16 protein-coding genes are annotated in these 17,049 nt (G+C 57.6%); 7 read left to right on the top strand and 9 right to left on the bottom strand.

From position 1 onward, the window contains the following. From GS646_RS05060 to GS646_RS05040, 5 genes are all read left to right on the top strand, one after another. The gene (locus GS646_RS05060) at positions 1–213 is read left to right on the top strand and encodes a hypothetical protein (protein ID WP_171091078.1); all 213 of its coding nucleotides are present in this window, start codon (positions 1–3) and stop codon (positions 211–213) included. 279 nt (positions 214–492) lie between these two features. Next, positions 493–1,131 (top strand): glutathione S-transferase family protein, encoded by a 639-nt coding sequence (locus tag GS646_RS05055; RefSeq protein ID WP_171647727.1) that lies wholly within the window; start codon positions 493–495, stop codon positions 1,129–1,131. 11 nt (positions 1,132–1,142) lie between these two features. After that, positions 1,143–2,354 (top strand): acetyl-CoA C-acetyltransferase, encoded by a 1,212-nt coding sequence (locus GS646_RS05050; protein ID WP_171186189.1) that lies wholly within the window; start codon positions 1,143–1,145, stop codon positions 2,352–2,354. Beyond that, positions 2,354–2,842, top strand: coding sequence for a cupin domain-containing protein (locus tag GS646_RS05045; RefSeq protein WP_171186191.1), 489 nt, complete (start codon positions 2,354–2,356; stop codon positions 2,840–2,842). Before GS646_RS05050 ends, GS646_RS05045 begins: the two co-directional genes overlap by 1 nt. Continuing rightward, positions 2,835–5,036: a 3-hydroxyacyl-CoA dehydrogenase NAD-binding domain-containing protein gene (locus GS646_RS05040; RefSeq protein ID WP_171647729.1), complete on the top strand. Its 2,202-nt coding sequence runs from the start codon at positions 2,835–2,837 to the stop codon at positions 5,034–5,036. Before GS646_RS05045 ends, GS646_RS05040 begins: the two co-directional genes overlap by 8 nt. Before the next feature lie 56 nt (positions 5,037–5,092). On the opposite strand, the gene GS646_RS05035 is transcribed toward GS646_RS05040, so the two are convergent. Then, positions 5,093–5,866 carry a Hint domain-containing protein gene (locus GS646_RS05035; RefSeq protein ID WP_371732028.1) on the bottom strand — a complete coding sequence of 258 codons (774 nt, stop codon included), beginning with the start codon at positions 5,864–5,866 and terminating at the stop codon, positions 5,093–5,095. Between the two features lie 223 nt (positions 5,867–6,089). Further along, positions 6,090–7,025: a DMT family transporter gene (locus tag GS646_RS05030; protein WP_171186195.1), complete on the bottom strand. Its 936-nt coding sequence runs from the start codon at positions 7,023–7,025 to the stop codon at positions 6,090–6,092. 147 nt (positions 7,026–7,172) lie between these two features. Between GS646_RS05030 and GS646_RS05025 the strand changes: the two genes are divergently transcribed. Then, on the top strand, positions 7,173–8,186 hold the full coding sequence (locus GS646_RS05025) for a hypothetical protein (RefSeq protein ID WP_171186197.1): 1,014 nt from the start codon (positions 7,173–7,175) through the stop codon (positions 8,184–8,186). A 6-nt stretch (positions 8,187–8,192) separates the two neighbouring features. On the opposite strand, the gene upp is transcribed toward GS646_RS05025, so the two are convergent. From upp to GS646_RS04990, 7 genes are all read right to left on the bottom strand, one after another. Continuing rightward, positions 8,193–8,825, bottom strand: a complete 633-nt coding sequence (upp, locus tag GS646_RS05020) for a uracil phosphoribosyltransferase (RefSeq protein WP_171177569.1) — start codon at positions 8,823–8,825, stop codon at positions 8,193–8,195. Then, positions 8,822–9,808, bottom strand: a complete 987-nt coding sequence (locus GS646_RS05015; RefSeq protein WP_171186201.1) for an adenosine deaminase — start codon at positions 9,806–9,808, stop codon at positions 8,822–8,824. Before GS646_RS05015 ends, upp begins: the two co-directional genes overlap by 4 nt. Then, positions 9,805–11,016: a phosphopentomutase gene (locus GS646_RS05010; protein ID WP_171186203.1), complete on the bottom strand. Its 1,212-nt coding sequence runs from the start codon at positions 11,014–11,016 to the stop codon at positions 9,805–9,807. The genes GS646_RS05015 and GS646_RS05010 overlap by 4 nt, the downstream gene beginning before the upstream one ends. Continuing rightward, positions 11,013–12,320, bottom strand: a complete 1,308-nt coding sequence (locus GS646_RS05005; RefSeq protein WP_171186205.1) for a thymidine phosphorylase — start codon at positions 12,318–12,320, stop codon at positions 11,013–11,015. The genes GS646_RS05010 and GS646_RS05005 overlap by 4 nt, the downstream gene beginning before the upstream one ends. Before the next feature lie 4 nt (positions 12,321–12,324). After that, positions 12,325–12,717: a cytidine deaminase gene (locus tag GS646_RS05000; RefSeq protein WP_171186207.1), complete on the bottom strand. Its 393-nt coding sequence runs from the start codon at positions 12,715–12,717 to the stop codon at positions 12,325–12,327. Positions 12,718–12,809: 92 nt separating this feature from the next. Next, entirely contained in the window at positions 12,810–13,913 is a 1,104-nt protein-coding gene (locus GS646_RS04995) for a cupin domain-containing protein (RefSeq protein ID WP_171186222.1), read from the bottom strand. Further along, the gene (locus tag GS646_RS04990; protein ID WP_171186224.1) at positions 13,876–14,580 is read right to left on the bottom strand and encodes a hypothetical protein; all 705 of its coding nucleotides are present in this window, start codon (positions 14,578–14,580) and stop codon (positions 13,876–13,878) included. The genes GS646_RS04995 and GS646_RS04990 overlap by 38 nt, the downstream gene beginning before the upstream one ends. Before the next feature lie 183 nt (positions 14,581–14,763). On the opposite strand from GS646_RS04990, the gene GS646_RS04985 reads away from it, so the two are divergent. Continuing rightward, entirely contained in the window at positions 14,764–17,037 is a 2,274-nt protein-coding gene (locus GS646_RS04985; protein WP_171647731.1) for an NADP-dependent malic enzyme, read from the top strand. Positions 17,038–17,049: the final 12 nt, after the last annotated feature.

Genomic DNA, 17,049 nt, shown 5'->3' with positions numbered 1-17,049 from the left:
ATGCCAAAGCGTTTTCGCCTGACACGTCGCTTTCCTGTCGCCATGACTGAGGACGGGTATCGCAAGCTCAAAGCGTTCGCGCGAGAGGCTGGTCTGGACGAAGGTGAGGCTTTGTCTTTTTTGTTCGAAAATTTCAACAGTGTGATTGATGAGGAAAACCTGACCCACCGCTTGCGTATCTTCAACTCTGAGCTTGAGGCACGGAAAAGATGAGCCAATGCGATGAACTTACAATGACAACGCTAGCCTAAATGCCGGATGCCTCCGGCGGGAGTATTTGTGAAAAGATGAAGCGGCGACGCGTCCCTGCCACAGGGCGCACTCGCCACCAGGACAGGGACGACTTCACCTTTTGCGGTCATCGGCTCTCCAGCCTGTACCGCGGGACCATTGAATTCGAAGATGGTTGATCAAAGGTTACTGACAGACCTTCATCTTTTCAAAAATACTCAAATCCGGCCTAGCCAATTGCGCCTTGGGAGGGGCGATCGCATGAGCATCAAACTTCATTGCTTTGGAGAAAGCGGAAACAGCTACAAGGCTGCTTTAGCGCTGGAAATGTCCGGGTTGGATTGGGAGCCCGTCTTTGTCGATTTCTTCAACGGTCAAACGCGCACACCTGAGTTTCGTACTGAGGTCAATGAGATGGGCGAAGCGCCTGTCCTGATCGACGGTGATTTCCGCACCAGTCAGTCCGGCGCCATTCAAGCTTATGTGACTGAAAAATCGGGCAAGTTCGGAGGCAAGGATCGCGATGAAAATTACGACATTTTCCGCTGGGTCCTGTGGGACAATCACAAGCTTAGTTCGATGGCGGGCTTGACGCGTTTTCTGATCAACTTCCTCCCGGAACAGCATCGCAATCCCGATGTGATTGCTTTCAATCAAGGGCGCCTGAAGGCAGCTTACCAAGTGTTGAACGCCCATTTGGAGGGTCGCGACTGGATCGTTGGCGACGGCGTGACGAACGCCGATCTCAGTTGCTGCGGCTATCTCTATTACCCCGAACCATTCGGCTTTGACCGCGCCGACTGGCCCCATATTGACGCCTGGCTGACCCGGTTATCCGAGCAGCCCGGCTGGAAACACCCCTATGACCTGATGCCCGGCAACCCGTCGGATCGAGCTTAAGGAGAAGACCCATGACCGAAGCTTACATTTATGACGCCCTGCGCACCCCGCGCGGCAAGGGCCGCAAGGATGGCAGCCTGCACGAGGTTACCTCGGTGCGCCTGTCCGCCCTGACCCTGAACGCGATGAAAGAACGCAATAACCTTGAAGGTCACGCCGTCGAGGACGTGATCTGGGGCAACGTCACACAAGTAATGGAACAAGGCGGCTGTTTGGCACGCTCGGCGGTTCTGGCCTCGGACCTGGATCAGTCGATCCCCGGTCTGGCGATCAACCGTTTCTGTGCCTCGGGCATGGAAGCCGTGAACCTAGCGGCGAACCAAGTCAAAGGCGGCGCTGGCGAAGCTTATATCGCTGGCGGTGTTGAGATGATGGGCCGTGTGGCTATGGGCAGCGACGGCGCGGCGATTGCAGTTGATCCTTCGCTGGCGATGGAGACCTATTTCGTTCCGCAGGGTATTTCAGCGGATATTATCGCTACGGAGTATGGCTTTAGCCGCGACGACGCAGACGCGCTGGCCGTTGAATCTCAACGACGCGCGGCAGAGGCCTGGGAAGACAACCGGTTCGAGAAATCGGTCATCACCATCAAGGACCAGAACGGTCTGACCATTCTGGATCGCGACGAATATATGCGCCCTGGCACTGACATGCAAAGCCTCGGCGCGTTGAACCCATCCTTTCAGATGATGGGCGAGCAGATGCCGGGCTTCGACAAGGTGGCGATGATCAAGTACCCGCATCTGGAACGGATCAACCACATCCACCACGCGGGCAACAGTTCGGGCATCGTGGACGGTGCGGCAGCTGTTCTGATCGGCAACAAGGAATTCGGTGAAAAATACGGTCTCAAGCCGCGCGCCCGTATCAAGGCAACCGCCAAGATCGGCACCGACCCGACCATCATGCTGACCGGCCCGGTTCCGGTGACCGAAAAGATCCTGGCCGACAACGGCATGAAGATCAGTGATCTGGACCTGTTCGAAGTGAACGAAGCCTTCGCGTCGGTTGTGCTGCGGTTCCAGCAGGCGTTTGATGTTGATCCGGCCCTTGTGAACGTAAACGGCGGCTCGATCGCGATGGGGCACCCTCTGGGCGCAACTGGCGCGATGATCATCGGCACTCTGCTGGATGAGCTTGAGCGTCAGGACAAGGAAACCGGTCTGGCCACGCTCTGCATCGCGTCCGGCATGGGTGCGGCAACGATTATCGAGCGGGTCTGATGCCCAAGCTGGATCTCTCTCAGATCCCGTTCAAGGGTGGCTCGTCCTATCCCGGCAAGCTGGCTGAGGCGGTCGGAGGCCGTTTCAACCAAGGCGTTGGAGATGCGGGTGGGCTGACCCAATTCGGGGTCAACATCGTGCGGCTTGAGCCGCAGGCTCTGTCCTCGCTGCGTCATTATCATATGGAGCAGGACGAGTTTGCCATCATGCTCAGCGGTACATGCGTGCTGATCGACGACGATGGAGAGCATGAGATGCAGCCCGGTGATTGCGCCGCGTGGCCCGCTGGTGAAACCAACGGCCATCACCTTGTGAACAAGACCGATGCGCCTGCGACCTTTCTGGTGGTGGGCACTCGGACCCCGACAGAGACCTGTTTTTACAGCGACTTAGACATGATGGTGAAGGATGATGAGAACGGATTCTCTTTCACCCGGAAAGACGGCAGCCCGCTGACGGCTGACCAGATTGGAGATGACAATGACTGATTTCACTCTGAGCAAAGACGCGGACGGCGTCGCCTTTGTAACCTGGGACGCCCAGGGCAAATCCATGAACGTGCTGACCCGCGAGGCGTTTCAGGAGGTCAGCCATCTGATCAATCAGGCCCTGAACGATGATGAGATCAAGGGGATCGTCATCACCTCGGGCAAAGAAGGTTCGTTTGCAGGCGGCATGGACCTGAATACGCTGGCCACCATTCGCCAGGAGGCGGGTGAAGAACCGGCGCAAGCGCTGTTCGATTTCGTCATGGGTGGCCATCACATTCTGCGCAAGCTGGAATTGGCAGGTATGGACCCCAAGACCAAGAAGGGCGGCAAGCCGATTGCCTGCGCAATCAACGGCACATGCGCCGGGATCGGGACCGAGATCGCCCTTGCCTGCCATCACCGCGTGATGACCGACAACCCGAAATCCAAGATCGGTCTGCCCGAAATTCTGCTGGGTATCTTCCCGGGTGGCGGCGGCACAATGCGCTACAGCCGCATGGTTGGCGCGATGGCCGCCGCTCCAGTGCTGTTGGAAGGCAAAATGATGGACCCGAAGAAGGCTAAGGGTGCACAGCTGATCGACGCAGTTTCAGATGACCCGGTTGCGGCGGCGAAGGAATGGGTTCTGAACGCCAAGGATGCCGATCTGGTCAAGCCTTGGGACGCGAAAGGCTATAAGATGCCCGGCGGCGCGCCCTATCATCCTGCAGGCTTCATGACCTTCGTGGGTGCAAGCGCGATGGTCAACGGCAAGACACAAGGTGCATTCCCGGCGGCCAAGGCTCTGCTGAGTTCGATCTATGAAGGCGCGCTGGTTGACTTCGACACCGCCCTAAAAATCGAGGCGCGTTGGTTCACCAATGTCCTGATGAACCCGTCCTCATCGGCCATGATCCGTTCGCTGTTCCTGAACAAAGAAGCGTTGGAGAAAGGTGCTGTGCGTCCCAAGGATGTACCAGATCAGCGCGTTAAAAAGGTCGGCGTACTGGGCGCGGGCATGATGGGTGCCGGTATCGCTCTTGTCTCGGCTCAGGCCGGGATGGAGGTTGTTCTGATCGACCGTGATCAGGAAGCCGCCGACAAGGGCAAGGCGTACAGCGAAAGCTATATGGACAAGGGCATCAAGCGTGGCAAAGCCACAACTGAGAAGAAAGAAGCCCTGCTGGCACGCATCACTGCCACCCCCGATCTGGAACAATTGAAAGGTTGCGACCTGATCATCGAAGCCGTGTTCGAAGATCCGGGCGTGAAGGCCGAGATGACCAAGAAGGTAGAGGCGATCATCCCCGAGGATTGCATTTTTGCTTCGAACACCTCGACCCTGCCGATCACCGATCTGGCAAAAGCCTCGGTCCGGCCCGAGCAGTTCATCGGTATCCACTTCTTCTCGCCAGTTGAGAAGATGTTCCTGGTCGAAATCATCAAGGGCAAGGAAACCGGGGATCGCGCAGTGGCGAAGGCGCTGGATTATGTCCGTCAGATCCGCAAAACGCCGATCGTGGTCAACGATGCGCGCTTCTTCTATGCCAACCGCTGCATCATCCCCTATATCAACGAAGGTGCGCGCATGATCACCGAGGGCGTCAGCCCTATCCTGATCGACAACGCCGCGCGTCAGCTTGGCTTCCCGGTCGGCCCGATCCAGCTGACCGATGAAACTTCGATTGATCTCGGGGCCAAGATCGCCCGCGCCACCAAGGCGGCCATAGGCGACGCCTATCCCGAAAGCCCCTCAGACGATCTGATCTTCTGGATGGAGGAACAGGGCCGTCTGGGTCGCAAGGCCAATGCGGGCTTCTTCGACTATGACGACAAGGGCAAGCGCGTCGAGTACTGGAAGGGTCTGCAAGACAAGTACCCGCACGCCAAAGACCAACCGGACCTGATCGAAGTGCAGGAACGTCTGATGTTTGCACAAGTTCTGGAAGCGGTACGCGCATTGGAAGAAGGCGTTCTGGAAGACATCCGCGAAGGCGACGTCGGCGCGATTCTGGGCTGGGGCTTTGCCCCATGGTCGGGTGGTCCGCTGAGCTGGCTGGATATCATCGGCACGCCCTATGCGGCCGAACGCTGCGATCAATTGACCGAAGCTTATGGCGAGCGCTTTGCCTGCCCATCGCTGCTGCGTGAAATGGCCGAAAAAGGTCAGAGCTTCTATGGCCGCTTCAATCCTGAAGCAAAAGCCGCCTGAAACAATGATGCAGGCGCGTGAAACCACGCGCCTGCATCGTTCTTGTCAGTGTTTGGTTAGATCTGCCATTCGGGCCGCAGGAACAGAACCGGAGCGTTCGGACGCCCCGGTCGACCCGGCCGCCTGACCCCAGATGGCGGGCGGATCGGGAATATCGGATCCTGTGGAATGGGTGCAGGCAGTGCACCCAATGGGTTTGCAAGGGCTGACATATCACCCTTGATTGCAATGGAGTTGGCCAAGTCCGCAGCGGCCACGTCGTCTGCCACCTCGTAGCTTTGCCTATGCAGCGACCCGCGCATCGAAAAACGACCCGAGGGGCAATAGGCTTGTAAGCCGCCTTCGACAAAGATCACCTGATCCTCGTCGAAAAACAGCGAACAGACTTCAAAAGAAGATCCCGGTGCTTGTGACATCAGACGACCTGCGCCACTCAGCACACGCGCGGGCACCACTGACACCCCGTCTCTTTCGGCATCGATTTTGGACAGGGTCAACGCCATGCCCTGTTCGGGCATCAGCCAGACAGGCCGTCCGTTAAACGCGGCGCGGGCCGGTACAAAAACAGGCAGATATTCGTCCCGCCGCTCGTCTGCAGGGATAACCACAACGTTGGTTGAAATGCGGCGCACCTCTTTGAAGCCGTGATCCAACGTGCGGATAAGATCGCCAACAGCGATCCGTTCGACGGGTTTCCAACCACTGGTGGTTGCAACTTTCGTGCCTTTCAGAAATCCTCCGCGGCGTGCATTCACCGCTTGGTTCAGGTTGGTTGGATCACCGTCAGGCGTTTGATTCAGATAAACAGAAATACTCGTAACTTCAGACACGTGCCGAACCCCCTTTGGCACCAATTGATATGTCTCAGTGGTAGCACCAAAGATGAAGGTCGTCTTATTTCCGACATAATTACGCCCAATTTGGGCTAATTTTGCCTTATGTTCCGGTTTTTTCGTAAACACTCTCACCGAATAAACGGGCTTTATCGCGAAATCTGAAACGAAAAGCGGGCAATCTTTGTTCGAATCCCGGCCCTTCAGTGCGTTGGAAGCGTCAGGCCACCTTTTGCAACGACGAAGAGCGTCTGGCCCGCCATCCAAGCAATGCCCCTGCCGCCGCTATCAAGACTATTCCCGAAACTTGCAGGGCACCGATGGTCTGCCCAAGCGCGACAAAGGCAAAGAGCGGACCAAAAATCATGACTGAATATTCGAAGACCGCAACATACGACGGCTCGCCAACCTGATACGCCTTGATCAGCATATAGACAGCGATTGTTGAACCCACAGCCTGGATGCCTATCCAAAGCATCGCGGGTCCGAACGCCCAAACCCAGCCACGCGTGACAAATCCATCCGGTCCGTCAGGGGTTTCAACGGGAACAACCGTGAAGGCGATAACACCAATCGCTCCGGCAATGGCCAGCGTGGTAACCATTGCCGCCAACATTGCCACTGTGCTTTCTTCAGAGCACATCGAACGTGTCAGGATCGAACTCAGCGCATAGAAAAACCCTGCCGCAACCGGCAGAAGCGTGCGCGCGTCAAAGTCAGTCGGGTTTGGCTGAAGCACCAAGAGAATACCGGTAAAACCCATCAGAACAGCCAGAATGCGCCAGGGGCCAATCGTCTGCTTGAGCGCAAGCGCCGAGATCAGCAACACGAAGATCGGCGACGTGAACAATCCCGCCAACGCTTCTGCAATTGGCATCATTGACAACGAGGCGAAGTAACACAGCATGGCCGTCGTGATCAGAAGGCTGCGCAAAATGACAGCCCCCCAACGACGCGGGCGCAGCCCACCCAATCCCAGAACAGACAGGCCAACAATGAGCGGAAACATCAGCAGAGCGCGAGTCAGGTGGAACTGCCACAAGCCAACCGTTTCAGCCAACAGAACCACCACATTGTCGATCACACCAATGATCGCCATGGCACCGACCATCAAGCCAGAGGCCAACACCGGTGAAGTTGTTGGATGATCCTGCATGTAAACGCCCCAATTGCGATCAAAGATCGGCGGTTCCAATCCTGTTCGGTATCCAGCACATTTCGGAATGACTGCGCAACAGGTTTGCGCCTAACGAATGCCCCATGCTAAGCTGTGGCAAAACAAATCTGAGCAGACCCCATCAAGATGACGGCCCTGAAAAAGTACCAGCGGATCGAAGCCACCGGTCTGTGGCGCCCCTCGCCCGATGAACAACGGCGAGAGGTCGTGGTGTCGATCGGCGAAGCCACTCTGACGATTTCTGACTTTAATGACAGGGCATTGACCCATTGGTCTTTGGCAGCCTTGGAACGACAGAATCCGGGCTCTTTTCCGGCCATCTTCCACCCCGACGGCGACCCGGACGAAACGCTGGAACTGGCCGAAACCGAGACCACGATGCTGGACGCCATCGACCGTTTGCAGCGCGCCATTGATCGCGCACGCCCGCATCCCGGTCGTCTGCGGTGGTTGAGTGTTGGGGGCGTCGTTGCCGCTGTTCTGGCCCTGTTGCTGTTTTGGCTGCCTGCTGCGCTGCAAGGCCACGTCGTCTCGGTTGTACCTCAGGTCAAGCGACAAGAGATCGGGGAAACCATTCTGCACAGAATTGAACGTGTTTCCGGGCGCGCCTGTTCTTCGGTCGATGCGCAGGCTTCGCTGGATCGGCTGGCCAAGCGGACTGGTGTACGCCAGATCATTATCCTACCCGCGGGCGTTCAGGATAGTCTGAGCCTTCCCGGCGGCACGGTTGTGTTGAACAAATCGTTGGTGGAAGACTATGAGGACCCTGCCGTCGCCGCGGGTTATGTCATTGCGGAACGTGCCCGCATGGAACAGACGGACCCGCTTGATGATCTTCTGGATCGAACCGGTGCATCGTCGGCCTTCCGTTTGCTGACAACCGGCGGACTGACGCCTGCCATCATCGACAGCTACACAGAACAGGTTGTGTCAGACCCTCGGCCTTCGCTTTTGGATGACCAGCTTTTGGCGGTCTTTGCACAAGCCGCGCTGCCCTCGACGCCTTATGCATATGCCCGAGATATAACAGGTGAAACTGTCTTGGGACTGATCGAGGCGGACCCGATGGCAGGTCGCACCCTGGAACAGGTTTTGCCGGACCGCGACTGGGTCCGGCTTCAGAACATTTGTGGCGAATAATCGGACTTACTTGGTGCCAAACATACGGTCACCCGCATCGCCCAGACCCGGCATAATATAGCCTTTCGAGTTAAGCTCACGGTCCAAAGCGGCGGTGACAATATGCACGTCAGGGTGCGCTTCTTTCATGCGCGCCACACCTTCGGGTGCCGCCAGCAGGCAAAGGAAGCGGATATCCGTCGCGCCCGCCTCTTTCAGCAGATCAATGGCGGCGGCAGAGCTGTTGCCGGTGGCCAGCATCGGGTCAACAGCAATGACCAGTCGGTCTTTCAGCCCTTCGGGTGCCTTGAAATAGTACTGAACGGGTTTCAGCGTTTCTTCGTCTCGGTATAGACCCACGAAACCGACACGTGCTGAAGGCACCAGTTCTAGAACGCCATCCAACATCCCGTTGCCGGCACGCAAGATAGACACCAAGGCCATCTTCTTACCCGCCAGAATGGGGGCGTCCATCTCTTCCATCGGCGTTTCGATATGGCGCGTGGTCAACGGGATTTCGCGCGTGACCTCGTAGGCCAACAAAAGCGTAATTTCGCGCAGCAACTGCCGAAACTCAGCCGTTGAAGTGCCCTTGTCCCGCATGAGCGTCAGTTTGTGTTGAACCAACGGGTGATCGACGACGGTCAGATGTTCGCTCATGATGTCTCCAGTCTTTTCTTGACCCGCGCGCGGGTGTCTTCATCGCAGAAAGCCGCATTTAGGGCCGTCTCATTCAGTGCCGCAAAATCCTCGGCCTCCCAGCCGAAAGCTGCGTTCAACATCTCATATTCCCGCCGCATGGTCGTGTGAAAAAATGGCGGGTCGTCTGTGGATACCGTGACCTTCACGCCCGCGTCGCGCAAGCGCGCTATCGGGTGGGCCGCGAAATCAGGGAAAAGGCCAAGAACCACGTTCGATCCCGGGCAGACCTCGAGGGTTATGTCGCGGTCGACAAGCTCGCGAACAAGGTCCGGGTCTTCAACGGCGCGGACGCCGTGACCAATGCGCTCGACCCCCAGATCGCGGATGGCATCACGTACGCTGTCAGGGCCGCCGAACTCACCCGCATGAGTGGTCAAACGCAGACCGGCTTCGCGCGCGCAATCGAAGGCCCATTTGAAATCGCCTTGCGCACCAATGGATTCGTTCCCACCCATGCCAAATCCGGTGATCCAGTCGCCCGCGGTCTCAGCTGCACAATGGGCGCTGCGCTTGGCCTGTTCGGGACCGAAATGGCGCACACAGGTGATGACGCCACGCAGAGTGATACCGAATTTGCGCTCGGCCTCATCTGCGGCATCCTGAATGGCGTTCAGATAATCGCGCCACGCGTTCAGATCGCCGCCGCCACAGAAATCAGGGCTCAGAAAAGTCTCAGAATAGACCACACCATTCTCAGCGCTTTCTTCCAGAATGGCCAAAGTGAGCCGCCGGAAGTCTTCGGGCGTTTTCAGGACTTCGCAAGCAGCTTCATACACGCTCAGGAAATGCGCGAAGTCGCGGAAATCATACGATCCGTCCGGCTTGAAGATGCCGCTCAGGTCCACGCGTTTTTCATGCGCGAGCTGGCGGATGAAGGCGGGGGGCGCTGCGCCTTCGTGATGCAGGTGCAGTTCGATTTTTGGAAGGTCGGCGACGCTCATAAAAAATTCCTACCCGGCCCTTGCGCCGGAATGTTCAGGTGATGGGCAATGCTGGCGGCTATGTCGGCAAAGTCCACTTGCCCGATTTGCCCCGCACTTTGCCCTGCTATCAAAACCGGCACCTGTTCACGCGTGTGATCCGTTCCGGTCCAGCTGGGGTCATTGCCATGATCAGCAGTCAGCAACAATAGGTCGCCGGGGCGGAGCTTTGCCAGAATCTTTCCGATCTCGCGGTCGAACCATTCCAAAGCGCGGGCATAACCGCTGATGTCGCGGCGATGGCCGTAAAGGCTGTCGAATTCGACAAAATTAGCAAAGTTTAAACTGCCTTCTTCCGCCTCATCCACAAGATCAGACAGGTGCTGCATTAATTCGGCGTCCGATCCTTTGCACAGCGTGTCGATGCCCTGCATCGAAAAGATGTCGCCGATCTTGCCCACGGCGTGCACCTTCCGTCCCGCATTCTGCGCCCAATTGGTCAGCACTGGTGCGGGCGGCAAAATGGCGAAATCCTTGCGATTGGTCGTGCGTTCAAAGCCCGTCTCTGGCGTGCCGATAAAGGGGCGCGCAATAACACGACCCACTTTCATCTCATGCAATCGCGGCGCAAGCGTGCGGCACATGTCCAGCAGCCGGTCTAGTCCGAAGCTTTCTTCGTGGGCAGCGATTTGAAACACGCTGTCGGCAGAGGTGTAGCAGATCGGCCAACCGGTCCGCATGTGCTCGGCACCCAACTCGGCGATGATCGCAGTGCCCGACGCATGACAATCCCCAAGGACGCCGTCGGTCCCCGCTGCCTCAGCCGCAGCACGGCTCAGGTCCGCTGGAAAGGCTGGAACCGTGTCTGGAAAGTAATGCCAATCCCATGGCACCGGTAGGCCCGCCAATTCCCAATGGCCCGAAGGTGTGTCCTTGCCGGGCGAATGCTCTCGCGCGCAGCCCCAAAGGCCCGTGGGTTCTGCGTTCAATCCCGGGGTTGTGTCCCCGGACGCCAAGCGCACAGCCGCACCCAGACCCAATGCGTCGAGATGCGGCAGGTTCAAAGCACCTGAACGACCCTCTTCCGCGCGCCCCTCGGCACAAGCCTGCGCGATGTGGCCCACTGTATTCGCGCCGGTATCCGGAACGTTGCTGTTGAAAAAACGGTTGGCATCCGGCGCTCCGCCAATCCCGACGGAATCCATCACCACGAGAAAGGCACGGCTCATAAGCTGATCCTTTCGTGGATCAGAGCAGGCAATGTCGGAGCAGTATCGCTGATCGTGATCGCGTCAAGCACGCTTTCAGCGGCGCGCCGCGCAGCGTCCTCCCGCGCCGAATGGATTACAGCGATGGGTGCCCCTTTGGACACACGATCCCCCAGCCGGAGAATGCCGGAAATCCCAACAGCCGGGTCGATCTGGTCGCTTTCGACCTGACGACCACCGCCCAGCGCCACCACGGCAAGACCCAGCGCCTCACCGTTGATAGCCGCAATATAGCCGTCCTTCGGGGCAGAGACTTCTTGGATGACACTTGCTTCTGGCAGGAACCGGGCCCAGGTCTCGACGAACTGTACGGGGCCGCCGACCGCAGCCATCATGCGACCAAACCGCTCCGCAGCGCGCCCGTCACGAATGATTTCGGCGATTTTTTCTCGCCCCTCCTCAACCGACGCGCACATTGCTGCATCCTTCAGCAATACCCCGCCCAACTCGGCAGAGATGTCTGCCAACGGTGAAGATTGCGATCCCGTCAGGACCTTCATGACTTCGGCAATTTCCAACGCATTGCCAAGCGCCGGTGCCAATGGCTGATTCATGTCCGTTATGACGGCTGATGTCCGGCACCCGGCCGCGTTCGCGGTCTGAGTCAATGCAAAGGCCAGCTTGTTCGCTTCCTCCATCGTTTTCATGAAGGCACCGCTGCCGACCTTGACGTCCAAAACCAACGCATCCGGGCTGGCAGCCAGCTTTTTGGACAGGATTGATGCGGTGATCAGATCCAGGCTTTCGACCGTCGCGGTCACGTCGCGCACCGCATAAAGTCGCTTGTCCGCCGGAGCGATCTGACCTGTTGCGCCCACGATGGCCGCACCGGTTTCGCGCAAGATCTGCGCAAGGCGATCCTGCCCGATCTGTGTGCTGACACCCGGTATCGCCTCAAGCTTGTCCAACGTGCCACCAGTGTGCCCCAAGCCACGGCCCGAGATCATCGGAACATAAGCCCCGCATTCCGCAAGCGCCGGGGCAAGTACCAGACTGACGCTATCCCCGACCCCGCCGGTCGAGTGTTTATCAATCACAGGCCCGTCCACGTCCCAAGTGAGAACCTCACCGCTATCGCGCATCGCAACCGTCAGATCCGCACGCCCCTGCGAGCCCAATCCCCCCATGCAGACAGCCATGGCAAAGGCCCCGGCCTGCGCGTCACTGACGCTGCCATCGGCTAGACCTTGCGCGAACCAGATCAGTTCCTCGCGCCCCGGCACCTGCTGCTTGCGCAGTTTTGCAATGATCGAACGGGCGTCCATGCGTTCAGACATCCTCCATGTGGGACGCATCGAACGCGCCCGGCAGCAATTCTCCGATGGTGGTTTCGAACTCGGCACCTTCCACGGTCGCCAAAGTGACTTTCACATCGCGCTTGCCGAACTCGGCCAGTTTCTGTCGGCACCCACCGCAAGGCGGCACGGGTTGCGGGCTAGAGGCGACCACATAAACTTCGGTCAGTTCCTGCTCGCCCGCGGCGACCATCGCAGCAATCGCGCCAGCCTCAGCGCACGTGCCTTCGGGGTATGCGACGTTCTCGACGTTGCAACCGGAATAAACCTGACCCGAGGAAGACCGCAGCGCCGCGCCGACCTTGAAGTTCGAATAAGGCGCATAGGCGTTTTCCCGGACGGACAAAGCAGCGTCTTTCAGCGACATGGCGATTCCCTATTTTTGATCATCTGGTCAGAAAATTGGACCCTACCGGAAAAAGGTGGGGGAATAGAAGCCCCCCTTCCCTTGTTTTTCAGTCACCCAAGCGCAGTGGTGAAGGTACCGGGCAAGGTGACTTCCAGCAATTCGACATCGTCCGACGGCGTGGACAGGCGCGTACGCATGCCCGGTGGAATGACGAATGCGTCGCCTTGCTCCAGCCGGTATGGCTCGCGGTCTTCGCCTTCCAGCGTCACTTGGCCGTCCATCACAAAGGTAAAATGGATATCGGTGTCATGACTGGCCCATTCCGGATCACCCTGCCCTTTGCGCACGACCTGAACCCCGGCGACACCCTTGGTGTTTTCGGCAATCGTTGTGTCGCGGCAGATGTAACCTGGCAAACGGAAAGGCGCCCATTCGGCATCCTTCGCCTGATTGTAGACAAAGCGTTGTCCCTGCCATTCCCGATCGGGACGAAAATGCGGGGTTGGGAGCTGCATGTCATGGTCGATTTCCGTGACATGTTCTGCCGGCACACCGATCTCAATGACCTGAACGTTATCGGATGCTTCCAGCACGCGATGACGAATTTCCGGCGGCTGGATAAAGCAATCGCCAGCGGTCAGGCGCATTTTCTCACCTTGATCTTCATAGACGACATCAACCCATCCGTGGATGCAGAAGATCAGCTGAAACCCAACCTTGTGAAAATGTACCATGTCAGGCACCGGGCCACCGTCGGGGATACGAATATGGCTGGCGATGATCGATCCACCCAAGCGGTCTGGCACCAGATCGCGGTAGTGCATCCCGGCGCGGCCAATGATCCAAGGTGCCTGATCCTTGAGCCTGCGCACCACAAAGGAATGAACCGTTACAGGCATTACTAACGGGGGGTTACGCTCTTCGATTTCAACACGGGTGCCGTTGGGCGCAACAAGAACGCGTTCACCATTGGCGAAACCTTCGGGGTCATCGGTCAGGATACGCAGCGTTCCGGCGCTTTCGGGTGCATCCTTTTCGATGCGCAAGCGCAACCCATGACCTGAGAACACCGCTATTCGCGGATCGTCTGCAGGATAGATCATGTCCATCTTCATCCCTAATGTCTTTGTGTAAAAGGGGATGTCGTCACGCAACTCCTGCGTGGGCTGGCGAAATTCAGCGTATGTCTGCGATGGCCCGGCTGTCTTGGTCATTGGGTGTTCCGTTGGATTGTGCTTTGGGCCATCCGATCAGAACAGCGACCAAAATGCCAATCGAAAAGAACATCTCGAGCGTTTCTTCCAGCACAAAAAGGCGCACCATCATGAGGTCTGACAAAGCACCAGCATATAATCCCGAAAACTCTTCCAGAAGTTGGGCGATGACAGCAGCAGACCCCGCCGCGATAAACACCATTAAGGAAAGGTTGCGTTGTTTGAACGCGCGCCAACCTGTCGGAATGCCGTGCCAGACGGCACCACCGAGCACAAGGATGACCAAAGCAACCCTGACCCAGGTGACATCTAAAAAAACGTCTAAACCGTGAAGGATCGTGAACGGTAGACTACCCTCGGAATAGATGTCAGCCTCTAATTCGCGCTCGGCCAGCAAAAGGCAGGTCAGGCCAATATATGCACGCGAGATACCACGATAGCGCCACAGCGCAGCAAGACCTGCGACAAACAAACCAGCGGCAGAGAGTGTTTCGATCGGGCCACCTTCCTGATTAAACGTCGCTGCGAACTCGGGCCAGACGAGAACAACGCCAACGAGAGCGCACGCCAATGCCACCACGCCCCTCAACGCCAGCCGAGAATAGCCAGCATGTGCAGAAAAGCCGGACGAGAAGCCCTCGGCTTGATCACTTAGCTTGATTGTCATTACTGCTGCTTCTTGCCTGTGTGGTCATTGAATCGCAAAGTTGCCCGTATGTAAATGTTTTGCGACAAAATTCAATCCGCAGACGCCTCACAGTTGCGACAACTCGCCGAAGTGACGCAACGTAGCCAAGCCTGAAGAAATAGTTTAAGGTTAAATTATATTTTTTAGGGAGAAGAAAAACCGATGCCTGACACCCCCAGTTTGAGACAGGCTGCGCTTGAATATCACGCACATCCGAAGCCCGGAAAGCTTGAGATCAAGGCCACAAAGCCAATGGCCAACGGGCGCGATCTGGCTCGGGCCTATTCGCCCGGCGTGGCTGAGGCCTGTCTTGAAATCAAAGCCGATGCCGCAAATGCCGAGCGTTACACCGCACGTGGAAATCTTGTTGCGGTGGTGTCCAACGGCACTGCTGTTCTCGGGCTGGGGAATATCGGAGCGCTTGCCTCGAAACCGGTGATGGAGGGCAAGGCCGTCCTGTTCAAAAAGTTCGCAGGCATCGATTGCTTTGATATCGAAGTCGACCAACCCGACCCCGAAAAACTGGCGGACATCGTTTGCGCGCTGGAACCGACATTTGGCGCGATCAATCTTGAGGATATTAAGGCCCCCGACTGCTTCATAGTCGAGAAATTGTGCCGCGAACGCATGAACATTCCGGTGTTCCATGATGACCAGCATGGCACCGCCATTGTCGTGGGGGCGGCCGCAAAGAACGCCTTGCATGTCGCAGGGAAATCATTTGACGACATCAAGGTCGTTTCAACCGGCGGCGGGGCCGCAGGAATTGCCTGCCTGAACATGCTGGTGAAACTGGGCGTCAAGCGCGAGAACATCTGGTTGTGTGATATCCACGGGCTTGTCTATGAAGGTCGTGCCGAGGACATGAACCCGCAGAAATCCCGGTTCGCTCAGAACTCGGATCTGCGGACCTTGGACGACGTGATCGGAGAAGCAGACCTGTTTCTGGGCCTCAGCGGCCCGAATGTCCTGAAACCCGAAATGGTTGCGAAAATGGCCAGCCGCCCGATTATTTTTGCGCTGGCCAACCCAACGCCGGAAATCCTGCCTCAGGCCGCGCGCGAGGTTGCGCCGGATGCGATCATCGCCACAGGGCGCAGCGATTTTCCCAATCAGGTCAATAACGTACTGTGTTTCCCCTTTATTTTTCGGGGCGCGCTGGATGTAGGTGCAACCGAGATCAATGATGAGATGCAGATTGCCTGTGTCGACGGTATCGCCGAAATGGCGCGCGCGACAACCAGCGCTGAGGCTGCCGCAGCTTACAAAGGCGAACAGCTGACATTTGGTCCAGATTACCTGATCCCCAAACCTTTCGACCCTCGTCTGGTTGGTGTGGTCTCTTCGTCTGTGGCAAAGGCGGCCATGGATAGCGGCGTCGCCAAGAGGCCAATCGAGGATCTGGAAGCCTATAAGGAAAAGCTGAACCAAACCGTCTTCAAGTCTGCCCTTCTGATGCGCCCCGTGTTCGAGGCTGCAGCAGCTGCCTCCCGCCGGATCGTCTTTGCCGAGGGTGAGGACGAACGCGTGCTCCGGGCCGCTCAAGCCATCTTGGAAGAGACAACTGAAACACCAATCCTGATCGGGCGCCCAGAAGTGATCGAAGCACGCTGTGAACGGCTCGGCCTAACCATCCGCCCTGGAACGGATTGCCAGATCGTGAACCCGGAAAACGATCCGCGGTATTATGATTACTGGAACTCGTATCATCAGATCATGCAACGCCGTGGTGTCACACCGGATTTGGCCAAGGCGATCATGCGCACCAACACCACAGCGATTGGCGCAATCATGGTCCATCGCGGTGAGGCTGACAGCATGATCTGTGGCACATTCGGCGAATATCGCTGGCATCTGAACTACGTGGAACAGGTGTTGGACGAAGGCGACCTACGTCCGCATGGCGCTTTGTCTCTGATGATTTTGGAGGACGGGCCCTTGTTCATCGCCGACACCCATGTTCGTCAACTGCCCACGCCCGAGGAATTGGCCGAAACCACAATTGGTGCCGCGCGGCATGTGCGCCGGTTCGGGATCGAACCAAAGATTGCCTTCTGCTCGCAGTCACAATTCGGAAACCAAGCCGAAGGGTCCGGCAAACGGCTGCGCGCGGCTCTGAGCATTCTGGATCAACAGCCGCGTGATTTCGTTTACGAGGGCGAAATGAATCTGGATGCCGCATTGGATGCGGACCTAAGGGCCCGCATCTTTCCAGGATCACGACTGCAGGGCGCGGCAAATGTATTGATTTTTGCTCATGCGGATGCCGCCAGCGGGGTGCGCAATATCCTCAAGATGAAGGCGGACGGGATCGAAGTTGGCCCCATTCTTATGGGCATGGGCAACAAGGCTCATATTGTCACGCCTTCGATCACAGCGCGCGGGTTGCTGAATATGGCTGCCATAGCAGGCACCCCGGTTGCGCATTACGGCTGAGCAAACTCAGCA

Source organism: Ruegeria sp. HKCCD4315 (genome assembly GCF_013112245.1).
In the GTDB taxonomy this organism is placed as follows: domain Bacteria; phylum Pseudomonadota; class Alphaproteobacteria; order Rhodobacterales; family Rhodobacteraceae; genus Ruegeria.
The sequence above is the reverse complement of the archived record's forward strand: the minus strand, read 5'-3'. Positions and strand labels throughout refer to the sequence as shown.